This window comes from Polaribacter sp. KT 15, assembly GCF_900143115.1.
GTDB lineage: Bacteria > Bacteroidota > Bacteroidia > Flavobacteriales > Flavobacteriaceae > Polaribacter > Polaribacter marinaquae.
Genome location: NZ_LT670850.1, coordinates 1,064,299 through 1,087,013, shown reverse-complemented (window position 1 = coordinate 1,087,013; position 22,715 = coordinate 1,064,299). Strand labels below are relative to the sequence as shown.

Annotated in this window: 24 protein-coding genes; 18 read left to right on the top strand and 6 right to left on the bottom strand. The window is 30.0% G+C overall.

Annotated features, from left to right (window positions below):
* Window positions 1-2: 2 nt before the first annotated feature.
* From kbl to B5464_RS05025, 11 genes are all read left to right on the top strand, one after another.
* Window positions 3-1,196: a glycine C-acetyltransferase gene (kbl, locus tag B5464_RS05075; protein WP_079737465.1), complete on the top strand. Its 1,194-nt coding sequence runs from the start codon at window positions 3-5 to the stop codon at window positions 1,194-1,196.
* A gap of 114 nt (window positions 1,197-1,310) precedes the next feature.
* Complete coding sequence (locus B5464_RS05070) at window positions 1,311-2,672, top strand: OmpA family protein (protein WP_079737464.1); 1,362 nt, start codon at window positions 1,311-1,313, stop codon at window positions 2,670-2,672.
* Window positions 2,673-2,845: 173 nt separating this feature from the next.
* Window positions 2,846-4,357 (top strand): F0F1 ATP synthase subunit beta, encoded by a 1,512-nt coding sequence (gene atpD, locus B5464_RS05065; protein WP_079737463.1) that lies wholly within the window; start codon window positions 2,846-2,848, stop codon window positions 4,355-4,357.
* Between the two features lie 41 nt (window positions 4,358-4,398).
* Window positions 4,399-4,692 carry a F0F1 ATP synthase subunit epsilon gene (locus B5464_RS05060; protein WP_079737462.1) on the top strand — a complete coding sequence of 98 codons (294 nt, stop codon included), beginning with the start codon at window positions 4,399-4,401 and terminating at the stop codon, window positions 4,690-4,692.
* Between the two features lie 376 nt (window positions 4,693-5,068).
* Window positions 5,069-5,653 carry a hypothetical protein gene (locus tag B5464_RS05055; protein WP_079737461.1) on the top strand — a complete coding sequence of 195 codons (585 nt, stop codon included), beginning with the start codon at window positions 5,069-5,071 and terminating at the stop codon, window positions 5,651-5,653.
* Between the two features lie 5 nt (window positions 5,654-5,658).
* On the top strand, window positions 5,659-6,282 hold the full coding sequence (locus B5464_RS05050; protein WP_079737460.1) for a hypothetical protein: 624 nt from the start codon (window positions 5,659-5,661) through the stop codon (window positions 6,280-6,282).
* On the top strand, window positions 6,258-7,007 hold the full coding sequence (locus B5464_RS05045; protein WP_079738973.1) for a sensor histidine kinase: 750 nt from the start codon (window positions 6,258-6,260) through the stop codon (window positions 7,005-7,007). The genes B5464_RS05050 and B5464_RS05045 overlap by 25 nt, the downstream gene beginning before the upstream one ends.
* The gene (locus tag B5464_RS05040; protein WP_079737459.1) at window positions 7,004-7,648 is read left to right on the top strand and encodes a response regulator transcription factor; all 645 of its coding nucleotides are present in this window, start codon (window positions 7,004-7,006) and stop codon (window positions 7,646-7,648) included. The genes B5464_RS05045 and B5464_RS05040 overlap by 4 nt, the downstream gene beginning before the upstream one ends.
* A gap of 20 nt (window positions 7,649-7,668) precedes the next feature.
* Complete coding sequence (rbfA, locus tag B5464_RS05035; RefSeq protein WP_079737458.1) at window positions 7,669-8,064, top strand: 30S ribosome-binding factor RbfA; 396 nt, start codon at window positions 7,669-7,671, stop codon at window positions 8,062-8,064.
* Between the two features lie 15 nt (window positions 8,065-8,079).
* Window positions 8,080-9,282: an FtsX-like permease family protein gene (locus B5464_RS05030; protein ID WP_079737457.1), complete on the top strand. Its 1,203-nt coding sequence runs from the start codon at window positions 8,080-8,082 to the stop codon at window positions 9,280-9,282.
* A gap of 7 nt (window positions 9,283-9,289) precedes the next feature.
* On the top strand, window positions 9,290-9,835 hold the full coding sequence (locus tag B5464_RS05025; RefSeq protein WP_079737456.1) for a hypothetical protein: 546 nt from the start codon (window positions 9,290-9,292) through the stop codon (window positions 9,833-9,835).
* Window positions 9,836-9,992: 157 nt separating this feature from the next.
* Here B5464_RS05025 and dusB read toward each other — a convergent pair whose 3' ends face one another.
* From dusB to B5464_RS05010, 3 genes are read right to left on the bottom strand one after another with little or no spacing between them, the layout of a single operon-like run.
* Entirely contained in the window at window positions 9,993-10,994 is a 1,002-nt protein-coding gene (gene dusB / locus B5464_RS05020; RefSeq protein ID WP_079737455.1) for a tRNA dihydrouridine synthase DusB, read from the bottom strand.
* A gap of 6 nt (window positions 10,995-11,000) precedes the next feature.
* Window positions 11,001-11,402: a DUF4345 domain-containing protein gene (locus B5464_RS05015; RefSeq protein ID WP_079737454.1), complete on the bottom strand. Its 402-nt coding sequence runs from the start codon at window positions 11,400-11,402 to the stop codon at window positions 11,001-11,003.
* Window positions 11,402-12,625, bottom strand: a complete 1,224-nt coding sequence (locus B5464_RS05010) for a M28 family peptidase (RefSeq protein WP_079737453.1) — start codon at window positions 12,623-12,625, stop codon at window positions 11,402-11,404. Before B5464_RS05010 ends, B5464_RS05015 begins: the two co-directional genes overlap by 1 nt.
* A 146-nt stretch (window positions 12,626-12,771) precedes the next feature.
* On the opposite strand from B5464_RS05010, the gene B5464_RS05005 reads away from it, so the two are divergent.
* Together B5464_RS05005 and lepA are read left to right on the top strand one after the other, a co-directional pair.
* Window positions 12,772-13,047 (top strand): EF-hand domain-containing protein, encoded by a 276-nt coding sequence (locus B5464_RS05005; protein WP_077810305.1) that lies wholly within the window; start codon window positions 12,772-12,774, stop codon window positions 13,045-13,047.
* A gap of 111 nt (window positions 13,048-13,158) precedes the next feature.
* Window positions 13,159-14,955 (top strand): translation elongation factor 4, encoded by a 1,797-nt coding sequence (lepA, locus tag B5464_RS05000; protein ID WP_079737452.1) that lies wholly within the window; start codon window positions 13,159-13,161, stop codon window positions 14,953-14,955.
* An 83-nt stretch (window positions 14,956-15,038) separates the two neighbouring features.
* Here the strand turns inward: lepA and B5464_RS04995 are convergent, their stop codons facing one another.
* The 3 genes from B5464_RS04995 to B5464_RS04985 all read right to left on the bottom strand — a co-directional run bounded on the left by B5464_RS04995 (window position 15,039) and on the right by B5464_RS04985 (window position 19,027).
* A complete protein-coding gene (locus B5464_RS04995; protein WP_079737451.1) occupies window positions 15,039-15,809 on the bottom strand; it encodes a CPBP family intramembrane glutamic endopeptidase in 771 nt (256 codons plus the stop codon).
* A 12-nt stretch (window positions 15,810-15,821) separates the two neighbouring features.
* Window positions 15,822-18,191 (bottom strand): outer membrane beta-barrel protein, encoded by a 2,370-nt coding sequence (locus tag B5464_RS04990; RefSeq protein ID WP_079737450.1) that lies wholly within the window; start codon window positions 18,189-18,191, stop codon window positions 15,822-15,824.
* Between the two features lie 137 nt (window positions 18,192-18,328).
* Window positions 18,329-19,027 (bottom strand): zinc metallopeptidase, encoded by a 699-nt coding sequence (locus B5464_RS04985; protein ID WP_077810302.1) that lies wholly within the window; start codon window positions 19,025-19,027, stop codon window positions 18,329-18,331.
* Window positions 19,028-19,122: 95 nt separating this feature from the next.
* On the opposite strand from B5464_RS04985, the gene B5464_RS04980 reads away from it, so the two are divergent.
* The 5 genes from B5464_RS04980 to B5464_RS04960 all read left to right on the top strand — a co-directional run bounded on the left by B5464_RS04980 (window position 19,123) and on the right by B5464_RS04960 (window position 22,698).
* A complete protein-coding gene (locus B5464_RS04980) occupies window positions 19,123-20,160 on the top strand; it encodes an asparaginase (RefSeq protein WP_079737449.1) in 1,038 nt (345 codons plus the stop codon).
* 228 nt (window positions 20,161-20,388) lie between these two features.
* On the top strand, window positions 20,389-21,111 hold the full coding sequence (locus tag B5464_RS04975) for a MotA/TolQ/ExbB proton channel family protein (RefSeq protein WP_077810301.1): 723 nt from the start codon (window positions 20,389-20,391) through the stop codon (window positions 21,109-21,111).
* Window positions 21,112-21,122: 11 nt separating this feature from the next.
* Window positions 21,123-21,584, top strand: coding sequence for a hypothetical protein (locus tag B5464_RS04970; RefSeq protein ID WP_077810300.1), 462 nt, complete (start codon window positions 21,123-21,125; stop codon window positions 21,582-21,584).
* A gap of 4 nt (window positions 21,585-21,588) precedes the next feature.
* On the top strand, window positions 21,589-22,212 hold the full coding sequence (locus tag B5464_RS04965) for a biopolymer transporter ExbD (protein WP_079737448.1): 624 nt from the start codon (window positions 21,589-21,591) through the stop codon (window positions 22,210-22,212).
* Between the two features lie 18 nt (window positions 22,213-22,230).
* On the top strand, window positions 22,231-22,698 hold the full coding sequence (locus B5464_RS04960) for a biopolymer transporter ExbD (RefSeq protein ID WP_077810298.1): 468 nt from the start codon (window positions 22,231-22,233) through the stop codon (window positions 22,696-22,698).
* Window positions 22,699-22,715: the final 17 nt, after the last annotated feature.

Here is a 22,715-nt window from a genome sequence, read left to right as displayed (position 1 = left end):
AAATGTACGGTAAAATTAAAGATACTTTAAAAAAAGAAATTCAAGATATTAAAGAAGCAGGTTTGTATAAATCTGAAAGAATTATTACTTCTTCGCAAGATGCAGTTATTAAAATTTCTACAGGAGAAGAAGTGATTAATTTTTGTGCCAATAATTATTTAGGTTTGTCTAATAATACAGAGGTAATTCAGGCAGCAAAAGATGTTATGGATACGCATGGTTTCGGTATGTCATCTGTAAGATTTATTTGTGGTACACAAGATATTCATAAGAAATTAGAACAAAAAATAGCAGATTTTTATACCACGGAAGATACTATTTTATATGCCGCAGCCTTTGATGCAAACGGGGGTGTTTTTGAACCACTTTTAACAAAAGAAGATGCCATTATTTCTGATAGTTTAAATCACGCTTCTATTATCGACGGAGTTCGTTTGTGTAAAGCAGCTCGTTATAGGTATAATAATAATGATATGGCTTCTTTAGAAGAGCAATTAATTGCAGCTAATAAAGAAAATCATAGATTTAAAATAATTGTTACAGATGGTGTTTTCTCTATGGATGGTATTGTAGCAAAACTAGATGAAATTTGCGATTTAGCAGATAAATATGATGCTATGGTAATGGTAGATGAGTGTCATGCAACTGGTTTTATCGGTAAAACAGGTAGAGGAACTGTAGAGTTAAAAAATGTTATGGATAGAGTAGATATCGTAACAGGAACTTTGGGTAAAGCCTTAGGTGGTGCAATGGGAGGTTATACTACAGGTAAAAAAGAAATTATAGAAATTTTACGCCAACGCTCTAGACCTTATTTATTTTCAAACTCTTTGGCTCCGGCTATTGTTGGTGCTTCATTAAAAGTTTTTGATTTAATAGCTACAGACACAACTTTAAGAGATCAGCTAGAATGGAATACTAACTATTTTAGAACAGAGATGGAAAAAGCAGGTTTTGATCTAGTTGGTGCAGATGCAGCAATTGTGCCTGTAATGTTGTATGACGCAAAATTGTCTCAAATAATGGCTAACAAATTATTAGAAAAAGGAATTTATGTGATTGGATTTTTCTTTCCGGTTGTGCCAAAAGAAAAAGCAAGAATCAGAGTACAGTTATCTGCAGCTCATACTAAAGAACATTTAGATAAAGCAATTTCTGCATTTACCGAAGTGGGTAAAGAGTTAAAGGTAATTTAGTTTTATAAAAACTTGATGTTTTACGAATATTTTGTAGATTTGTCTTTGTAGATACGTTTTAAGAGTTTACTTTTGCGTATTATAATAACGAACTTTTAATTTAAAAATTTGATAATGAAACGATTAAAATTAGCTGTGATAGCTTTATTTGCGTTAGTAGCTGTAAGCAACGTAAATGCACAAGATGAAAACAACCCGTGGGCTGTTGGTTTTGGTTTAAACAATGTAGATTTTTACAATGGTGACGATTTTAGTAACCAAGTAAATGATTTATTAGGAAACAATGACTGGAATGTATTACCGTCAATTTCTAGAATTTCTGCAGATAAATACCTTAATAAAGGTTTTTCTCTACAATTAGCAGGGTCTTTAAACAAAATTGAAACAGTTACAAGAAAAGATGATTCAGACTTTTTATACTGGGCTGTAGATGCAATTGTAAAGTATGATTTAAATAACTTAGTAGGTGAAACTGCTTGGTTCGATCCTTATGTATATTTAGGTGGTGGTTATACTTCAGTTGATTCTAACGGTGAAGGTATGTTAAATGCTGGTGTTGGTTTCAATACTTGGTTTAATGATAATTTAGGTTTAAACTTCCAAACTGGTACTAAAAAAGGTTTTGCTGATGAAGTAAGAGCTCACTACCAAACTACTTTAGGTTTAGTAATTAAATTTGGAGGAAAAGATACTGACGGAGACGGAGTATATGATAAAGATGATGCTTGTCCAGAGGTTGCAGGTTTAAAAGAATTTAACGGATGTCCTGATGCTGATGGTGACGGAATCAAAGATTCTGATGATGCTTGTCCTAATGTTGCAGGTTTAGCTTCTATGAACGGTTGTCCTGATGCTGATGGTGACGGTGTTGCTGATAAAGATGATATGTGTCCTAATGCAAAAGGAACTAAAGCTAACAAAGGTTGTCCTGATGCTGATGGTGACGGTGTTGTTGATAAAAACGATAAATGTCCTTCTCAAGCAGGACCAATGGCAAACGGTGGATGTCCTTGGCCAGATACTGACGGTGACGGTGTATTAGATAAAGATGACAAGTGTGTTAATGTTGCTGGACCAGCTTCTAACAACGGTTGTCCTAAGCCAGTTATCAATGTAGAAGATGAAAACATGTTATCTGAATATGCTAAAGCAATTTTATTTAACGTAGGTAAATCTTCTTTCAAGCCAGGTGTTACTGCTAAGTTAAACGAAATGGTTAAAGTAATGAACAACAATCCAAGTGCTACTTTCGTAATCGAAGGTCATACAGATAGTTCAGGTTCTGCACCATTAAACTTAAGAATTTCAGAAAAGAGAGCAATCGCTGTAAGAGACTACTTAGTAAAGCAAGGAGTTAGTACTACAAGATTAGAAGCTATCGGATTTGGAGAAGGAGAGCCAGTTGCAACTAACAAAACAAGAGCAGGAAGAGCTCAAAATAGAAGAGTTGTTGTTAAAGTAACTAACAAGAAATAATTCTATTTCAATTCTATAATAAAAACCTCACCAATTGGTGAGGTTTTTTGTTTTAAGAGAGTTTATTTTTTAAATAAAAAAACTTTTTTAATTACAACCAAAACAATTACCTTTGCATCCTGAAAATGAGATGCTAAATCTCAAAATTTAATAATAATTATAATTAGATATAGATGTCTACAACTACAGGAAAAGTCTCTCAAATTATTGGGCCAGTAATTGATGTTGAATTCAATACAGAAAATACTGAACTTCCTAAAATTTATGATTCATTAGAAATTAAAAAAGCTGATGGTTCTATTTTAGTGTTAGAAGTACAACAACATATTGGTGAAGATACAGTAAGAACCATTTCTATGGATGCTACTGATGGATTAAGTAGAGGAACAGAAGTTTTAGCTACAGGGAATCCAATACAAATGCCAATAGGAAATGACATATACGGTCGTTTATTTAATGTTACTGGTGATGCAATTGATGGTTTAGGTGATTTGAAAAAAGACGGTGAAGACGGTTTGTCAATTCACAGGTCTGCACCTAAGTTTGAAGAATTATCTGTTTCAACTGAAGTTTTATTTACTGGTATTAAAGTAATCGATTTAATTGAGCCTTATGCTAAAGGTGGTAAGATTGGTTTATTTGGAGGTGCAGGTGTAGGTAAAACTGTATTAATTCAAGAATTAATTAACAACATTGCAAAAGGTCACGGAGGATTATCTGTATTTGCAGGTGTAGGAGAAAGAACTCGTGAAGGAAATGATTTACTTCGTGAAATGTTAGAGTCTGGTATTATCAAGTATGGTGACGACTTTATGCATTCTATGGAAGAAGGAGGATGGGATTTGTCTAAAGTAGATAAACCTGGTATGAGAGATTCTAAAGCTACTTTCGTTTTTGGTCAAATGAATGAACCACCTGGAGCACGTGCAAGAGTTGCATTATCTGGTTTAACGATTGCAGAATACTTTAGAGACGGAGCAGGTGAAGCAGAAGGTAAAGATGTTCTTTTCTTCGTAGATAATATTTTCCGTTTTACACAAGCAGGATCTGAGGTGTCAGCATTATTAGGTCGTATGCCTTCAGCAGTAGGGTATCAACCAACGTTAGCTACTGAAATGGGAGCTATGCAAGAGCGTATTACTTCTACTAAAAAAGGTTCTATTACATCGGTACAAGCAGTATATGTACCTGCAGATGATTTAACAGATCCAGCACCAGCAACAACATTTGCTCACTTAGATGCAACTACAGTATTATCTCGTAAAATTGCAGAATTAGGTATTTATCCTGCGGTAGATCCATTAGATTCTACTTCTAGAATTTTATCTGCTGATATTTTAGGTGAAGAACACTATAATTGTGCACAAAATGTAAAAGAAATTTTACAGCGTTATAAAGAATTACAAGATATTATCGCAATTTTAGGTATGGAAGAATTATCTGAAGAAGATAAATTAGTTGTACATAGAGCAAGACGTGTTCAGCGTTTCTTATCTCAACCTTTCCACGTTGCAGAACAATTTACTGGTATACCAGGAGTTTTAGTTGATATTAAAGACACTATTAAAGGTTTTAATATGATTATGAATGGTGAGTTAGATAAATATCCAGAAGCAGCATTTAACTTAAGAGGATCAATTCAAGATGCAATTGATGCTGGAGAGAAAATGTTAGCAGAAGCTTAAAAACTAACTATAGCGAAAGCTAAAACCTAAAGAATAGAAATATGTATTTAGAAATAGTAACACCAGAAGCAATCTTATTTTCATCTGAAGTTGATTTATTTTCGGCACCAGGTATTGATGGAGAGTTTCAAATATTAAATAATCATGCTCCTATAGTTTCTAATTTAGTTGATGGAGAGATTAAAATACATGTACACAATCAAGATCATTTGGTTTTAGATGATTTACATGGTAAGTTAGAGTCTCATATAGATGATGATAAAGTTTTAACTTTAAAAATCAACTCTGGTACTTTAGAATTAAATGATAACAAAGCTATTATTTTAGCAGATTAATCATATATAATACATTAAATTAAAAACCTCAAAACATTTGTTTTGAGGTTTTTTTTGGGGGGAAATTTAAATTCAAATAATGCAATAACAATTTTCCCACTTAGCGGTTAAAATTTTTTCTTTCTTTTTGTAAATGTCTAACTATTTTTAAAATACTATTAGAGGTTAATTATCCTTTTAAATAAGGAAAAACACCTTTTTAATTTTTTTGTTTTTAATCTTACTTCCTTTGTTTATAAGGTATTATTTTTTTATGTATGTTATATTTTTTTTCAATTTTATAAAAATTGTATTTTGTGTACAATTAACTTAACTATTTTACATTATGAAAAAAACTAATAAATTATTATTTTGTTTGTCATTGACAATTGTTTTAATGAGTTGCAATAACGAAAAGAAACAAAAAAAAGAGATAATGCAGCATGCAGAGAAAATCGTTAATAGTAAAAGACCTTCTAACGCTATAACTTATAAAGAAATGGCAAGTATGTTTCATGAATACGATACCGGGCAGAAGGTTGTTTTAGATAAATACAGAGAAAATTATACTGGTGATTCAAATGATGCTGTAGAAACGGTTTCTCATTTTTATGAAATTAATCAACTGAAACAATATATTAGTTATTTAGAAAGAATTTCTAAAGAAAAAGAGATTCCATTAACTGGTTTAAGGATTTTTTCTGCTGCATATCCTAAAAATTATGCTGATAAAAGTTTAAGAGGCAGACATACATTGGTTTTTATGCCAACAGCTAAAATAGGAAATAAAAATAATGTAGCTTTCGAACCATTATATTCAGAATATAAGAATCCTATTAAATTTACAGAGTTTTTACACAAATATAGTACTAAGGAAACTCAGCGTGTAAGTAGAGCTTCAATGATTTCATTATTTCAAGATGATTTAGAAGATATGGATAGTTCTGGTACGAATAGATTAGAAACAAACCCACCTAATTAATAAGAATGTTTAATAGTTATTTTTACTTCTTAGAGGTGTTAACTTTATTGGTAGCTATTTTTTATATCAAAAAATATAAAGAAAGTTATTACTCATATTTTGTAGCCTATCTTTCTGCTTTAGTCTTTATAGAAACACTTGGCGTCGTTTTAAGACAGTATGGAGTTTTATCTGCACCATATTACAATATTTATACATTTTTCGAATACAATTTTATAGCTATTATCTATTACAAACTTACTAAAGAGGAGAAATCACACAAACTGATATTCTATCTGATAGGAATTTTTAATGTCTTTTATTTTACAGGATTTTATTATCAAGATCTACAAGACTACTCTTATTTATTAGGTGCAATAACAGTTTGTGTTTTTATGATATTTTATTTGAAAGAATTATTAAAATCAGATTCAATTTTAATTTTTCAAAAACATTTACCATTTTGGATTACTGTAGCTTTTTTAATATATTACTTATCTACAGTGCCTTTTTATTTGGTTTTGTACGTTCTAAAAATTGATACAAGAGAAGGAAGTCAAAGTTTATTTTTAGTTCAGAAAATTTTGGTAGTAGTTACTAACTTATGTTATATATATGGTTTAATATGCAGTTCGAAAAAGAAGAATTAGTAGTACTTATTTCTACTTTTATTATTGTATTAATTACTATTGCTTTGTTGGTACTATTTTCTGTGTTTAAAAAAAATAAAGATTTTCTTTTAAAGCAAAGAGAAGAAGAAAAAAAACGTTTTGAAAGAGAAATAGCAGAAACTCAAATAGAAATTAGAGAAGAAACTTTAAGAAATATAAGCTGGGAGTTGCATGATAATATTGGTCAATTATTAACTTTAGCAAAAATACAATTACAAAATCCAAGCCCAGAATCTATTAAAGATGTTTCTAACACAATAACTAAAGGATTAATAGAAGTTAGGGCATTATCAAAATTAATAAATCCAGAAGCTATTAAAAATATTAACTTAAGAGAAGCAATTCAATTAGAAATAGATAGGTTTAATAGATTACAATTTATAGATTCTAAATTAGAAATTAAAGGGTTAGAATTTGATATAGAAAAAAAATCAAGTATTATAATCTTTAGAATCTTACAAGAATTCTTTTCTAATACAATTAAACACTCTAAGGCATCTAAACTATCTGTATCTTTAAATTTTAAACTTGATAGTTTACATATTTTGGCTAAAGACAACGGTGTTGGTTTTTCTAAAGAAATTGTATCTAAAGGAATAGGTTTAGGGAATATTAAAAATAGAGCAAAATTAATAGGTGCAGAAGCTGTTTTCGAATCCGAAATAGATAAAGGAACTTCTTTATCAATAATATATAAATTATGATTAAATATTCTGTAGTTATTGTAGATGATCATACATTGCTTTCTCAAGCAATTGCTACAATGGTAAATACATTTAGTAAGTTTAAAGTGTTGTATACTTGTAAAAACGGACAAGAATTGGTAGAGAAGTTTTCAGCTTCAGCTAAATATATTCCAGATATTGTTTTAATGGATATTAACATGCCAATAATGAATGGTATAGAAACTACAGATTGGATTACTAAAAACCATGAATCTGTAAATGTAATGGCGCTTTCTGTAGAAGATGAAGATAACACCATTTTAAAAATGCTTAAAGTTGGTGCAATTGGCTATTTACTAAAAGATACCGAAAAAAGTGTGTTAGAAAATGCGCTCTTAGAAATTGCACAAAACGGATTTTATCATACAAAAACAGTAACCAATTTACTAATGAAATCTCTTTCGGGCAATTCATCAGAAGAAATTACGCTAAAAGAAAGAGAAATTACTTTTATGAAACACGCTTGTTCTGAAATGACGTATAAAGAAATAGCAGATGTAATGTGTTTAAGTCCTAAAACTATAGACGGTTATAGAGATGTTCTTTTTACAAAATTAAACGTTAAGAATAGGGTAGGTTTGGTAATGTATGCAATAAAAAATAAGATTTATACTCCATAAAAATATCGTAAATTTGCAGCATGGAAGAAACAAACAGACAACGTAAAATAGCAGGTGTTTTACAAAAAGATTTGGTAGATGTGTTGCAAAAAGCAGCGCAAGATGGAATGAAAGGAGTTATAATCTCTGTTTCTAAAGTGCATGTTACTTCAGATTTAGGAGTTGCAAAAGTTTATTTAAGCATATTTCCTTCAGAAAAAAGAGAAGAAATGGTTAAAGGAATTCAATCTAACACACCTTTAATTCGCCATGAAATGGCAAAAAGAACAAGAAATCAATTAAGAAGAATGCCAGAATTATTATTTTTTGGTGATGATACTTTAGATTATATCGAAGAAATTGATAAGTCTTTAAAAGGAGAAGATGAAAATCCTATTCAAAATCCAGACGTTTTACCAAGACGTCAAAAAAAATAATACAAGCTACACTATTTGAGCTTTCCTTATTACATAGCTAAAAGATATTTATTTTCTAAAACAAGCAATAATGCAATTAATATAATTACCATTATTGCTTCTTTTGGTGTTATAGTAGGTGCGTTGGCTTTGTTTATAATCTTATCTGGTTTTTCTGGACTTAAAACTTTTAGTTATAGTTTACTCGATGTATCAGACCCGGATATTAAAATAACTTCGGTTAAAGGAAAATCATTTCTTATTGATGATACGATTCAAAACAAAATAAATTCTAATCTAGAAATCTCTGAATATACCAAGGTAATCGAAGAAAGAGTTTTTTTAGAGTATAATGAAAAAACAGAAATAGCTTATATAAAAGGTGTTGAAGAAAACTACACAAATATTTCTAACATAGATTCTTCTTTAAGTGTTGGTAGTTGGTTGTATAAAGAATTTGAAAATACAGCCGTTATTGGTAGAGGAATCTCAAATAAACTTTCTTTAGGAATATTAAATTACGGCGCTCCTTTAAAAATAATGGTGCCCAAGCCAGGTAAAGGATTTATAAACCCTAGAAATCCATTCTATAAGATTGAAACACAAATTGTAGGTGTTTACATGGGTACAGAAGACTTCGAAAATAAATTTGTTTTTACTTCTATAGACCAAGCGAGAGCTTTATTAAAATTTAAAGAAAATCAAATATCTGCAATAGAAATAAAATTAAACGATTCTAATACAGCAGCTAATGTTGCTGAAAGTTTAAGTGATGCTCTTGGTGATGCTTTTAAGGTGCAAACTAAAGCACAGCTAAACGAAGTTTTTTACAAAGTAATTAATACAGAAAATTTTGTTTCTTACTTAATATTTACGCTAATCGTTATTATTGCTTTATTTAACGTAATCGGAGCAATAATTATGATGATTATTGATAAAAAGCAAAATTTAAAAACACTCTTTAGTTTAGGAGCAACTATTAAAGAAATAAAAAAAATATTTATTCTTCAAGGATTTTTGCTAACGTTCTTCGGAATGTGTATTGGCTTATTTTTAGGGATAATTTTAGTGTTTGTTCAAAAGAAATTTGAACTATTTATGATTGTGCCCAATTTAGCCTATCCTGTAGAATTTAGGTTTCTAAATTTACTAATCGTTTTTTGCACTATTACCGTTTTAGGATATATAGCAGCTAAAATTGCAAGTAGTAGAATCTCAAAAGAGTTTATAGAAAAGTGATGTTATTATGAAAAAACTAATAATAATTTTATTAATTTTTATAGGATGTAAATCTAAAGAAAATTTTAATAAAGAAACTTATTATAAGGAAGTTAGTGAGAAAGAAGTGCAAAAGCATTATAAATCTTATACTATAACAATTCCGGATAATTGGTTTTCTTACAAAACAGATCCTGGTCTAATGGCGCATTCGCCAAATGAGTTCAAAAGCATTATAAAACCTAATAAAAATCAAACTCGGTTTATAATTAGAAATAGTTTTCAAAGCTCAAAAAAGATTCAAAAAAATTTAAATCAATTTATTTCAAACAAAAAAAAACATTACACGAATTTTGAATACAAGTTGCATGAGAGGAATCATAAGACTTATGGTAAATTCTATGTAGTACAATATGCCTCAAATGAAAATAACGAAAGAGTTATAAATATTGTTTGTATATTAAAGGCAAAAAATAAAATTTACAATATTTATTTCTCTGGGACACCAAAAAAATATGATAGATATCTTGATGATGCTATAGAAATGATAAATTCATTTAAATTGGCAAGTTAAAGAGTTTTAATTGTCTGTTTACAAATAAAGATTATTCTATTTATGTTTATTTAGTGGTGTTAATTTTAAATATTTAAAATTATGAATATAAAAGAATTCTCTAGCGATGGTTCAATTTTAAAAAATATTAACAAAAATGCTTGAATTAAAGTAACTTCTATTTAATTTCAGGAATAATTGCATTCCCAAATTTAGCTTCAACTTCATCAAAAGCAGCAAATACATCTTTTGCATCATCCGAAGTTACCATTTTCATTCTGTATTCTTTAAAATGTGGAATTCCTTTAAAGTAATTTGTGTAATGTCTTCTAGTTTCAAAAACACCAAGAACAGGCCCTTTCCAATCAATAGACATTTGTAAATGTCTTCTTGCCATTTCTACACGTTGGGCAATTGTTGGTTTTTCTAAGTAAGTACCAGTTTTAAAATAATGTTTTACTTCATTAAAAAACCAAGGATATCCGATAGCAGCTCTACCAATCATACAACCATCTAAACCATAAGAATCTCTCATTTCCATCGCTTTTTCTGGCGAAGTTACATCTCCGTTTCCAAAAACAGGAATATGCATTCTTTGGTTGTTCTTTACTTCGGCAATTGGTTTCCAATCGGCTTCACCTTTATACATTTGTGCGCGGGTTCTACCATGAATCGCGATTGCGGCACAACCAACATCTTGCAAACGTTCTGCAACTTCTACAATTCTTATAGAGTCATGATCCCAACCTAAACGAGTTTTTACTGTAACTGGTAAATTTGTGTGTTTTACCATTGCTTCTGTTAAAGAAACCATTAAGTCGATATCTTTTAAAATACCAGCACCTGCACCTTTAGAAACTACTTTTTTAACAGGGCAACCAAAATTAATATCTATAATATCTGGATTCGATTTTTCTACAATTTCCACCGTTTTTAGCATAGAATCTAGATTTGCACCAAATATCTGAATACCAACAGGGCGTTCTTTCTCGTAAATATCTAATTTCATTACGCTTTTTGCTGCATCACGAATTAAACCTTCCGAAGAAATAAATTCTGTATATACAACATCTGCTCCGTTTTCTTTACAAAGTGCTCTAAACGGAGGATCTGAAACATCTTCCATTGGAGCTAATAAAAGTGGAAATTCTGGTAATTCTATGTTGCCTATTTTAACCAAAGTATATTATTTTTTTGCAAAATTAGTGTTTTTATTTGTCAGAACCCAAATTCCGTAAAAACCTAATAAAAGTTCTGCAATTGTACCAAATTGATAACCAAAAGTTGGTGCACCATCAAAAATAAAACTAAGCAATCTACCAAAGCCTAAACCTAGCATAAAGATAACATTAGTTATCAATGCAGTTTTTAAATACTTATTTTTAAAAACACCTAAAATCCATAGTAGAGAAAAACCCAAATACAAACCCATAACTGCTTTAAAAAAGTTGTGTTCGTCTATTGTTTGAAGTTGAATGTCGAATTGCAAACCAGGATTAAATCCGTAGATAAAAGAAACCGGTACAACAATTAATACAGATATTATTAAATGTATTTTTGTAAAATAATCTTGCTTTGTTTTAAACATTAAAACTGAATTTCTTTTTCGATTTTTTCTTGATTACGTTTAACAACTACAATACTTTTATCACCTTTTTTAAATACCGATAAAGCACGCATGTAACTCATCATATTAACAATAAGGCTATCTCCTAACTTTAAAACAATATCACCTTTTTGCAAACCAGCTTTTTGTGCAGGTTTTTCTTCGGATATTCCATCGATACGCATTCCTTTGCCATCAAACATATAATCTGGTATTACTCCCAAACCAACTTTAAATCTTGGTGTATTCTTACCTTCGTTTTTCGTTTTGGTAAAGACAAGTTTTTCGTTGTCATTTAAATCAGAAATAATATTAAAAATATAATTACTGATGGTTTCCATTCCGTCATAATTCAACTTTTCTGCATCATCGCCAGGTTTGTGATAATCTTCATGTTGCCCAGTAAAGAAATGTAAAACGGGTAGATCTGCTAAATAAAAACTTGTATGATCGCTTGGCCCAACACCAGATTCTTGCTCGATTAATTTAAAATTATTGTTGTTTGATTTTAAAGTTTGTTTAAAAATAGGCGAAGTTCCGGTACCATAAACAGCTAAAGCCGAATCTTGTTTTAGTCTACCAACCATATCCATATTAATCATGTAAGAAACTTTTTTAGTATTTATTGTTGGATTTTTCACAAAATAATTAGAACCTAAAAGGCCCATTTCTTCTCCGGAAAAAGCCATAAACAAGTAATTGTTATTTGTGTTTTTTTGTTTTAATCTGGCTGCTAAATGCAATAAAATTGCAATGCCAGATGCATTGTCATCTGCGCCATTATGTACTGCTTTAATAGAATCTCTGTATAAAGAACCCTCGCCGCCAAATCCTAAATGATCATAATGTGCACCAATAATTATTGTATTTTCTACGTTATTGTCTAAATAACCAATAACATTATTTCCGGTAATTGTTCCGTCTCCGTTTACATCAAATTTTACTTCTTCATGCGGATTCGTTTTTGGTTTAAAAGTAAAAGATTGTAAAAACCCGTTGGTACCTTTAGGTAATAATTTTAACTCTTTAAAGCGCTTTTCTATATATGCAGCAGCAGCTTTTTCTCCTTTGGTTCCTGTTTGTCTTCCCTCCAATTCATCCGAAGCTAAAAAAGAAACATCTTTTTTAAAATTATTTTGAATAATTGTATTCGGTTTACAGCAAATTATTAGGCATAAAGCTAAAAGTAAAAGAATGTTTTTCATAGTGTTAAGTTTGGTTATACAAACTTAGAGAATTAATATTGATTTTATAAAAAGGATGTGATTTGCTATACGACACTTAAATTTTAATTGTTAAAATCTATTTTTATTAGTATCTTATAAAATTATAAACCTAAAACTTAAAGCTATTGGGAACAAAAGAGAATATTTTAAGAAAAATTAGAATTTTAATAACAAATCAATTTGACTCACCAGAAGAAGCATTTGCGTTTTTTGATGCAGATGGTGATAAAGAGTTAAGAAAATCTGAAATAAAAAAGCTATTAAAAGCTGCGGAAGTTAGTGGTTTTTTAAGAGGAGTTGTAGCAAACGAATTGCTAAAAGGCTACGATAAATCTAGTGATGATACTATAAGTTGGGACGAGTTTAAAGTAGCAATTGCAGAATTAGAAACCGATTTATAATTCTCATCAAAAAAAATAAAAAAGTACAATCAATTTCATTGTACTTTTTTTATTTGACAAGCTTTTTAAATAGCATATATTTGTAGGTTGAAAGCAGTTAGAAAACGAAGTATGAAGAATATTAGAAACTTTTGCATTATCGCACATATAGATCATGGTAAAAGTACATTAGCAGATAGGTTATTAGATTATACTGGCTCTGTAACTGAGCGTGAAAAGCAAAATCAGTTATTAGATAATATGGATTTAGAGAGAGAACGTGGTATTACCATTAAATCTCATGCAATTCAAATGGATTATATTCATAAAGGAGAACAGTTTGTTTTAAATCTTATTGATACACCAGGTCACGTAGATTTTTCTTACGAAGTTTCTAGATCTATTGCTGCTTGTGAAGGTGCTTTGTTGATTGTAGATGCTGCTCAAAGTATTCAAGCGCAAACAATTTCTAATTTATATTTAGCTTTAGAGAACGATTTAGAGATTATTCCGGTTTTAAATAAGGTAGATTTGCCTTCTGCAAATCCAGAAGAAGTTACAGATGATATTGTTGATTTATTAGGTTGCGATCCAGAAGAAGTAATACATGCAAGTGGTAAAACAGGTTTTGGAGTAGATAATATTTTAGAAGCTATTATTGATAGAATTCCTGCGCCAAAAGGAGACCCAGAAGCGCCGTTACAAGCACTTATTTTCGATTCTGTTTACAATTCTTACAGAGGTATAGAAACTTACTTTCGTGTTTTGAACGGAGAAATTAAAAAAGGCCAAGAAATAAAATTCATGGCAACAGGTAAAAATTATTTTGCAGATGAAGTTGGTACTTTAAAATTAGAGCAAGTAGTAAAAAAATCTGTAAAAACAGGTGATGTAGGTTATTTAATTACAGGAATTAAAACTGCTAAAGAAGTAAAAGTAGGAGATACAATTACAGATGCTCACAAGCCAACAACAGAAACTATTGATGGTTTTGAAGATGTAAAACCAATGGTTTTTGCAGGTATTTATCCTGTAGATACAGAAGATTACGAAGAGTTGCGTTACTCTATGGAGAAATTGCAATTAAACGATGCGTCTTTGGTTTTTCAACCAGAAAGTTCTGCAGCTTTAGGTTTTGGTTTTCGATGTGGATTCTTAGGAATGCTGCACATGGAAATTATTCAAGAACGTTTAGAGCGTGAGTTTAACATGACTGTTATTACAACGGTACCAAACGTTTCTTACCACGCATACACAAAGAAAAATCCTGATGAGATTATTGTCTTAAATAACCCAACAGATTTACCAGATCCGTCTCGATTAGATAGAGTAGAAGAACCATTTATTAAAGCTTCTATTATTACAAAGTCTGATTTTGTTGGTCAAGTAATGAGTTTGTGTATCGAGAAAAGAGGACAAATTATAAATCAAACATATTTAACTACACAACGTGTAGAGTTAATTTTTGAAATGCCTTTGGCAGAAATTGTATTCGATTTTTATGATCGATTAAAAACAGTTTCTAAAGGTTATGCTTCTTTTGATTATCATCCTATAGGTATGAAAGAATCGAAATTAGTAAGAGTAGATATATTATTAAATGCACAACCTGTAGATGCGCTTTCTGCATTATTACATGCAGACAACGCTTATACAATTGGTAAGAAAATTGTAGAAAAATTAAAGACTTTAATTCCTAGACAGCAGTTTGATATTCCTATTCAAGCAGCAATTGGAGCAAAAATTATTGCTCGTGAAACTACAAAAGCATTGCGTAAAGATGTTACCGCAAAATGTTATGGTGGTGATATTTCTAGAAAGCGTAAACTTTTAGAAAAGCAGAAAAAAGGTAAAAAGAGAATGCGTCAAGTTGGTAATGTAGAAATTCCGCAAGAAGCATTTATGGCAGTTTTAAAGTTGAATGATTAATTCATTTTAAAATAAAAATATTAAGAATAAAAAAAACCTTTTAGAGAAATCTAGAAGGTTTTTTTATGTGTTGCTTTTTCTTGCTAATTTAACTTTGGAATATGTTTTTTTATCAAAAACAAACCATAAATTAAACATGGTAATGTTAATAAACTAGATATAATTGCACTTTCTAAATCCATAGGGTTATATACCGTAGACTTTATTGGCAACCCTATTGAATCTAATTTTGCTACAAAATCAACAATAGCATGTATTATAATTAAAGGATAAACTCTTTTAGTAACAACGAGTAAAGCACCAAACATAACCCCTATAAAAGTGGCGAAAAATAGTTGAGAAACTTCTCCGTAAATTCCTTTATCAAACTTAATAAGATGTAATAATCCAAAGATTAAAGATGAAATTAAGATTGCTTTAATTTTTGCTTTTCTTGAGTTGTTAAAAAAACGAGATAATAGAGGTAATAAGACACATCTAAGGCTTAATTCTTCGGAAAAACCAATACTTATACAGTAAATTGTAAGTAGAAAAAGATTTGTTAATGAAAAGCTAGGAATGTTATCTAAAAAAATACCATTTAATAATGTTAAAAATATTATTGGAAAAATTAGTAAAGTTAGTTTTTGTGGTTTTACATTTGATAATCCTCCTAAATTAATTAGATTTAATTTTTTAGCTACTACAAAAGAAACAGAGGCTAAAATGATATTTAAAAATATCTTTAAAACTAAATGATAATTGTAACTATTAATATCATTATTTAATAAATAATTACTAAATAGGTTTCTTGATAAAAGAAAAAATAAAAGGAAAAAAGTAAATAAAAGAATATGTTTTAATGTAGTTTTCATTTTGCTAATTTATTAGTTATCATCTCTAATTCTGTTCTCTTCATCATTGTTAGTTTTTCTTCCAGATTTTTTCTTACCGAATTTAGAGCCAAAACTATAGACCAACCTTAATTGTACATTTTGTCTAGAACCATTACTTTCTACATCAGCAATACCATTACCATAATCGATGTTACCTACAAAACCTCGATTTAGCATTTTATTAAAACCAAGATTTACTTTTAGTTTATTGTCTAGAAACTTTTTTCCGAAAGAGAAATCTAACTCTGCTAACCAATCTACTTCTATTTGACCTTCTAACGCGCCGGTTCCGTAGTTTCCACTTAATTCAAAATTCACATCCCATGGTAATTGATAACTTGCTTGCACAAACCAAATTAAATTCCATTTATTTAAATCAACTCCATAAGTAGATGATTTAAAATCTGTATTTGTTACAATTATACCCGTGTAACCTTCTAGACCTTTTGTTAAGTTTAATGGCGCAAATAATCTAAAATTCCAATTAGCATTATTTTCTACATTAACATCTTGTTGTCTTATTTGTGCAGTTGCATTGTCTTGGCTAATTAATTGAAAGATTACATCATCTGTTTTGCTATAACCAACAGTAAAAAATGGTTGCCCATCAAAGGTTAAATTAAATTGATAATTGTTTGTATAAGCAGGTGTTAAATTAGGGTTTCCTTCTCCTGCAGAATAAGGATCTAAAAAAGTAGCAAAAGAATTTAAGCTACCATAAGAAGGTCTTTGAATTCTGTAGCTGTAAGATACGCTTGCACCAAGAACATCAGTAATTTTTCTACTAATAGAAGCGCTAGGAAAAAGTTTTTTTATTGGTCTTTTTTGTACTTCGGATGTTAAGTTACCTTCTTTTAAGAAAGTTGAAGTTCCGTCTGTATTACTATCTTCGTATCTTAATCCTCCAGAAAAAGACCATTTACCTAAAGTAGCATTTACTTTAGAATACAAGGCAAAAATAGTTTCATCTATCACAAATCTGCTACTTGCTTCTTCATTTTTTTCGAAATTGCCATTTTTTTCTTCAAAAGTTTGCAAGTCATTGTCTGTTTTAACATCAGCAAATCTAGAACCCGCACTAATTTTAAGGTTGTCAGAAATTGTTTTAGAATAGTCTAATCTGTATGTTTTTATATTATATGTACCATCTTGAATGTATTTTCTATCATCAAAAGTAATAGTGCTACCCGCAATATCATACAGTGTATTTGTGTTATCGTTTGTAAAATCTACGTAATTAAAATCTATTACTAATTTGTCTGTATCTGTTTTGTATTCGTAATAAGGATTAATGTTATAATTGGTTCGTTGTCTGTCGAAGTAATTTTCAGAAAATAAGGTGTTTCTATTATTTTCATCAGAAATTATAGTTTTACTACTTGCGGTTCTTGTTGAGTTTCTGTTATTAAACCTTCCGCCAAGACCTATTGAATGGTGCTCGCTTAAATAATAGTCTAAGCTACCGCTAATTGCAAAATTATCTGGATCGTAAGGTTCTTTGGTTATTTGATCATACGTTTCAGAATTTACGGTTCTCACTAAAAATAAGTCGTCTCGCCAAGTCGGTTGAGAATAATTTACACTAGTTTGCCAATTTAATTTGTTCTTATAACTCGCCACAGAAAAACCAGTTCCCCATTCGATACCTTCATCTTCGCCAATCCAAGAATTTACACTACCATGAGTTCCTAATTTTACATTTTTTTTAAGAATGATGTTTACAATTGCACCAGAACCAGAGGCTTCATATTCTGCACCAGGCTGTTCTATAACTTCTACTTTGGCAATATTATCTGCAGGAAAATCACGTAAAAGAGTTTCAACATCCATATATTCTGTTGTTTTACCGTTGATTAAAATTCTAACACCACCATTACCAGCAATTGAAATTCCGTTATTGGTAACTAAAACTCCCGGAATTTTACGCATAACGTCTTGTAAATTGGTATTTGTCATTTCAGATTTTTCTAAATCGACTATTAGTTTCTCTGCAGTTTGTTTAATTACTGGGCGTTTACTTTTTATAACAACTTCATTTAAACTTGTACTTTTTTCTTTTAGAGAGGCATTAAAAACTTTATTTCCTTTTAATTCGAAAGCTTTTATTTTTTTTGTCTCAAAGCCTAAAGTTGATATTTCAATTCTATAATTACCAGATTTTAATTTTGTAAAGTTGTAATTTCCATCAGAATCAGAAACTGTTCCTTTTGGCATTTCTTTAGTTTCTAAATTGTACAGTATTATATTCGTAAAGGGCAATGGTTGGTTTTGGCTGTCAGTAATTTTTCCAGAAATTCTATGTTGAGAAAAAGTTGAGAAAATTCCGAAGAAAAAAATAAAAAAGTAAGTTGTTGGTTTCATGGGTTTTTTTTAAGATAGACTCTCTAAAGGTTTATTTGTTACATTAACAAGACGTTATCTTTTGTAAAAAGGTTTCCTCAAACAAAAAAAAACCTTGATTTCTCAAGGTTTTTATATGGATAATTATTTTAAAAAAATTAATCTCTACTTCCTAAAATTCTCATTCCCCAATAAAGTAACATTGCTAAAGAACCTAAAGCAGCAACTAAATAAGTTCTTGCAGCCCATTTAAGTGCGTCTTCAGAACCTGCATATTCTTCTTGCGAAACCATATTTTTATTTTTTAACCAAGCTAAAGCTCTATTACTTGCATCGTACTCTACAGGTAAAGTAACAAAACTAAATATTGTTGCCAAAGCCATAAAAATTAAACCTGCAATTGCGATGTATAAACCAATACCTGGCGCACCAGAAGCGGCTCCCATAACTAATCCTCCAATTACTAACCATTGCGAGAATTTTGATGTTACACTAACAATTGGTACTAATTGAGATCTCATTTTTAAATAGCTGTAAGCAGTTGCGTGTTGTACTGCGTGTCCGCATTCGTGTGCAGCAACGGCAGCAGCAGCAGCATTTCTTTGGTTATAAACACCTTCACTTAAATTTACAGTTTTGTTTTGCGGGTTGTAATGATCTGTTAACATACCAGGTGTAGAAATTACTTTTACATCAAAAATACCGTTATCTGCTAACATTTTTTCGGCAATTTCTGCTCCACTTAAACCATTTCTAAGTTGAACTTTAGAGTATTTTTTGAATTTACTTTTTAAGGTATTACTAACTAGCCAACTCACTAAAGAGATTACACCAATTAAAATATAAAATCCCATCATAATTTATAAAGTTTTAAAATTGTATATCATTTTTGTTTGATAAATTTACAACATAAAGTATTCCAATTTATATTTTGGAACTTAAAAATGACAAAATGGCAAATAAACCTAAGATTCTAATTGTTTATACAGGTGGTACTATTGGTATGATAAAAGATTATAAAACAAATGCTTTAAAGGCTTTTGATTTTAGTCAAATAATAAATAAGATACCAGAACTACAACAATTGAATTGTGAAATAGAAAGTATTTCGTTTAAAGAACCAATAGATTCTTCTAATATGAATACGCACTATTATGTAGATATTTTAAATATTATAGAATCTAATTACAATTTATACGATGGTTTTGTTGTTTTAACAGGTTCGGATACCATGTCTTATACATCATCTGCAATTAGTTTTATGATAGAGAATTTACAAAAACCAGTAATATTTACGGGTTCGCAATTACCTATCGGAGATTTAAGAACAGATGCGAAAGAAAATTTAATAACTACCATAGAAATTGCTGCTGCAAGAAAAGATGATAAACCTGTTATAAGTGAAGTTTGTTTGTATTTTGAATATAAACTATATAGAGCAAATAGAACAACAAAAATTAGTGCAGAACAATTTGAGGCTTTTGCTTCTATGAATTATCCGGCTTTAGCAGAAAGTGGAGTTCATTTAAATTTTAATGAGCATTTATTACCCGAAGTTTCTAATACGGATTCCAATTTAGTTATTCGAAAAAAATTAGTCACAGATGTAGTTATATTAAAACTTTTTCCTGGAATAACAGAGAGTGTAGTAAAGTCTATATTAACTATTAAAAACTTAAAAGGAGTTGTTTTAGAGTCTTATGGTGCTGGAAATGCGCCTAATAAACCATGGTTTTTAAATTTAATTGCTTCAGCAATAGAAAGTGGTATAAAAATTGTGAATGTAACACAGTGCTCTGGAGGTAGCGTTATTTTAGGACATTATGATACAAGTATTGGTTTAAAAGAATTAGGTGTAATTGGTGGATTAGACATCACAACTGAATCTGCAATTGCAAAGTTAATGTACTTATTAAGTGAAGATTTAACAGAAATCGAATTTAAAAAGTATTTTCAAAAATCTTTAAGAGGAGAAATTAGTTCGAAGTAATTTTAATGTTAAAAAAACCAATCTCTCGAAAAAAAGATTATTTTTACATAAAATAGATTGATTTTTTTTTGAGGGACAACAATTTTTTTGTTACTTGCCACTCAATTAAAAAATAAATTAGTTGTTAAATTCTTTCTCAAAAAAATTAAAAGGAAATAACAATTGTTTATTTGAAGTGAAAATTTATATATTTAACCCGTTAACTATTAAAAATTAATTATAACAGAGATGAAAAAAGTAGTAAATGTCCTATCTGTAACAGGATTCATGTTTTTTGGAGCTATTCAATCAACTTTTGCACAGGAAGCAGCAACAGAGTCAAAAACTTTTCACCAAATTCTAAAGGAAAACTTTATTGATGGTGGTCCAGGATTTATGGGAATTGTATTAGTTGCCTTAATCTTAGGTTTAGCTATCGCAATTGAAAGAATTATTTATTTAAACTTAGCAACTACAAATACTAAAAAATTAGTAGCAAATGTAGATGATGCTTTAAGTTCTGGTGGTGTAGAAGCTGCAAAAGAGGTTTGTAGAAATACAAAAGGACCTGTTGCATCTATCTTTTACCAAGGTTTAGATAGAGTAGATGAAGGTGTAGATGCAGCTGAAAAAGCAGTTGTTTCTTACGGTGGAGTTCAAATGGGACTTTTAGAGAAAAACGTTTCTTGGATTTCTTTATTTATCGCATTAGCACCAATGTTAGGTTTCATGGGTACTGTAATTGGTATGATTGGAGCATTTAACGATATTGCTGTAGCAAATGATATTTCTCCAGCGGTAGTAGCAGGTGGTATTAAAGTAGCATTATTAACTACAGTATTTGGTTTAATTGTTGCTATTATATTACAAATCTTTTATAATTACATCGTATCTAAAATTGATGGAATTGTAAACAACATGGAAGATGCATCTATTCAATTAGTAGATTTATTAGTAAAATATAAAAAATAAAAACTAGTACAATGAAAAGCAATAAAATATTAAATATTATTATAGCTGTAGTTGCATTAGTAGGTGCTTTCCTTTTCATAAAAATATTTATGGAAGATAGTGAGGCAATTGAAACTGATGTTGATTTACAAAATAGTGTGGTAAGTCCTATTATTTATTATTCGACTTTCTTACTTATTGCAGCAGTAGTAATCGCAGTAGCACTTTCTCTATGGAGTTTAATTAGAAACCCAGAGAATTTAAAGAAAACATTAATGGGACTTGCAGTTCTAGGTGTTTTATTAGTAATTTCTTATTTCTTATCTGATTCTGAAGCAGTAATAAACGCAGCAGGAGGAATTAGTGAAGGAGGAGAAGCAGGTTCTGCAACCAATAAATGGGTAGGAGCTGGTATATGGTACAGTATAATATTAGGAGGTATAGCTTCTTTATTTTTCGTGTACGATTTAGTTAAAGGATTAATAAAATCATAAAATTATGGCAAGAAGAGAGAATCCAGAAATTAATGCAGGTTCTATGGCAGATATTGCCTTCTTGTTATTAATCTTCTTTTTAGTAACAACAACCATGAATGTAGATTCTGGTGTTTCTAAAAAGTTATCTGAAAAACCACCAGAGGATTACGTTCCGCCAGTTATTAAAGAAAAGAATATTTTCGAGGTTAACATTAATAGAGATAATGATCTTCTTGTAGAAGGAGACAGAATGGAAATTAAAGACCTTAAAGAAGCTGCAATGGCTTTTATTGATAACGGTGGTGGTGAAGGAAAAATCGACGAAGGAGTTAAAACAGGGCCTTGTACTTATTGTCAAGGAGAAAAAAGTGAATCTTCTTCAGATCATCCAAACAAAGCAATTATCTCGGTTCAGAGTGACAGAGGTACAGAATACGGTACTTATTTAAGAGTTCAAAACGAATTAATTAAGGCGTATTCAGAGTTGCGTAACAGATTATCAAAAGAACGTTACGGGATACCTTTTCCAGAGTTAGAAGAGGCTTACAAAGATGACAGAAGTAATACAGAGTTGAAGAAAAAAGTTGAGGATATCAAAAAGAGTTATCCTGAAATTATTTCTGATGCTGAACCTACTTCAAATTAATTTTTAAAATACAACAATATGTCTAAATTCGGAAAAAAGAAAAAAGGAATGCCAGCAGTAAACACTGCAGCTTTACCAGACATCGTTTTTATGTTGTTGTTTTTCTTCATGGTAACTACTACAATGAGAGAAACTGATTTAAAAATAGAGAACCCAAGATTACCTAATGCGACAGAAGTAAAAAAACTAGAGCATAAGAGTCTTGTAAGTACAATTTATGTTGGTAAATCTAAGGATGCAGCTAGACATGGTACTGGTTTTAATAGAATTCAATTAAATGATAAAATTGCAACTGCAGATGATGTACCTGCTTTTATCATTAACGAGAGATCTAAAGTTTCTGAAGCAGAAGTGCCATTTATGACTACTTCTATTAAAGCAGATAAAGAATCTAGCGTAGGTACTATTATTGATATTAGATTAAAATTAAGAGATGTAAATGCTCTTAAAATTAGTTATTCAGCATCTCCAGGTGATGGGAACTAAATTTAATATATAAATTT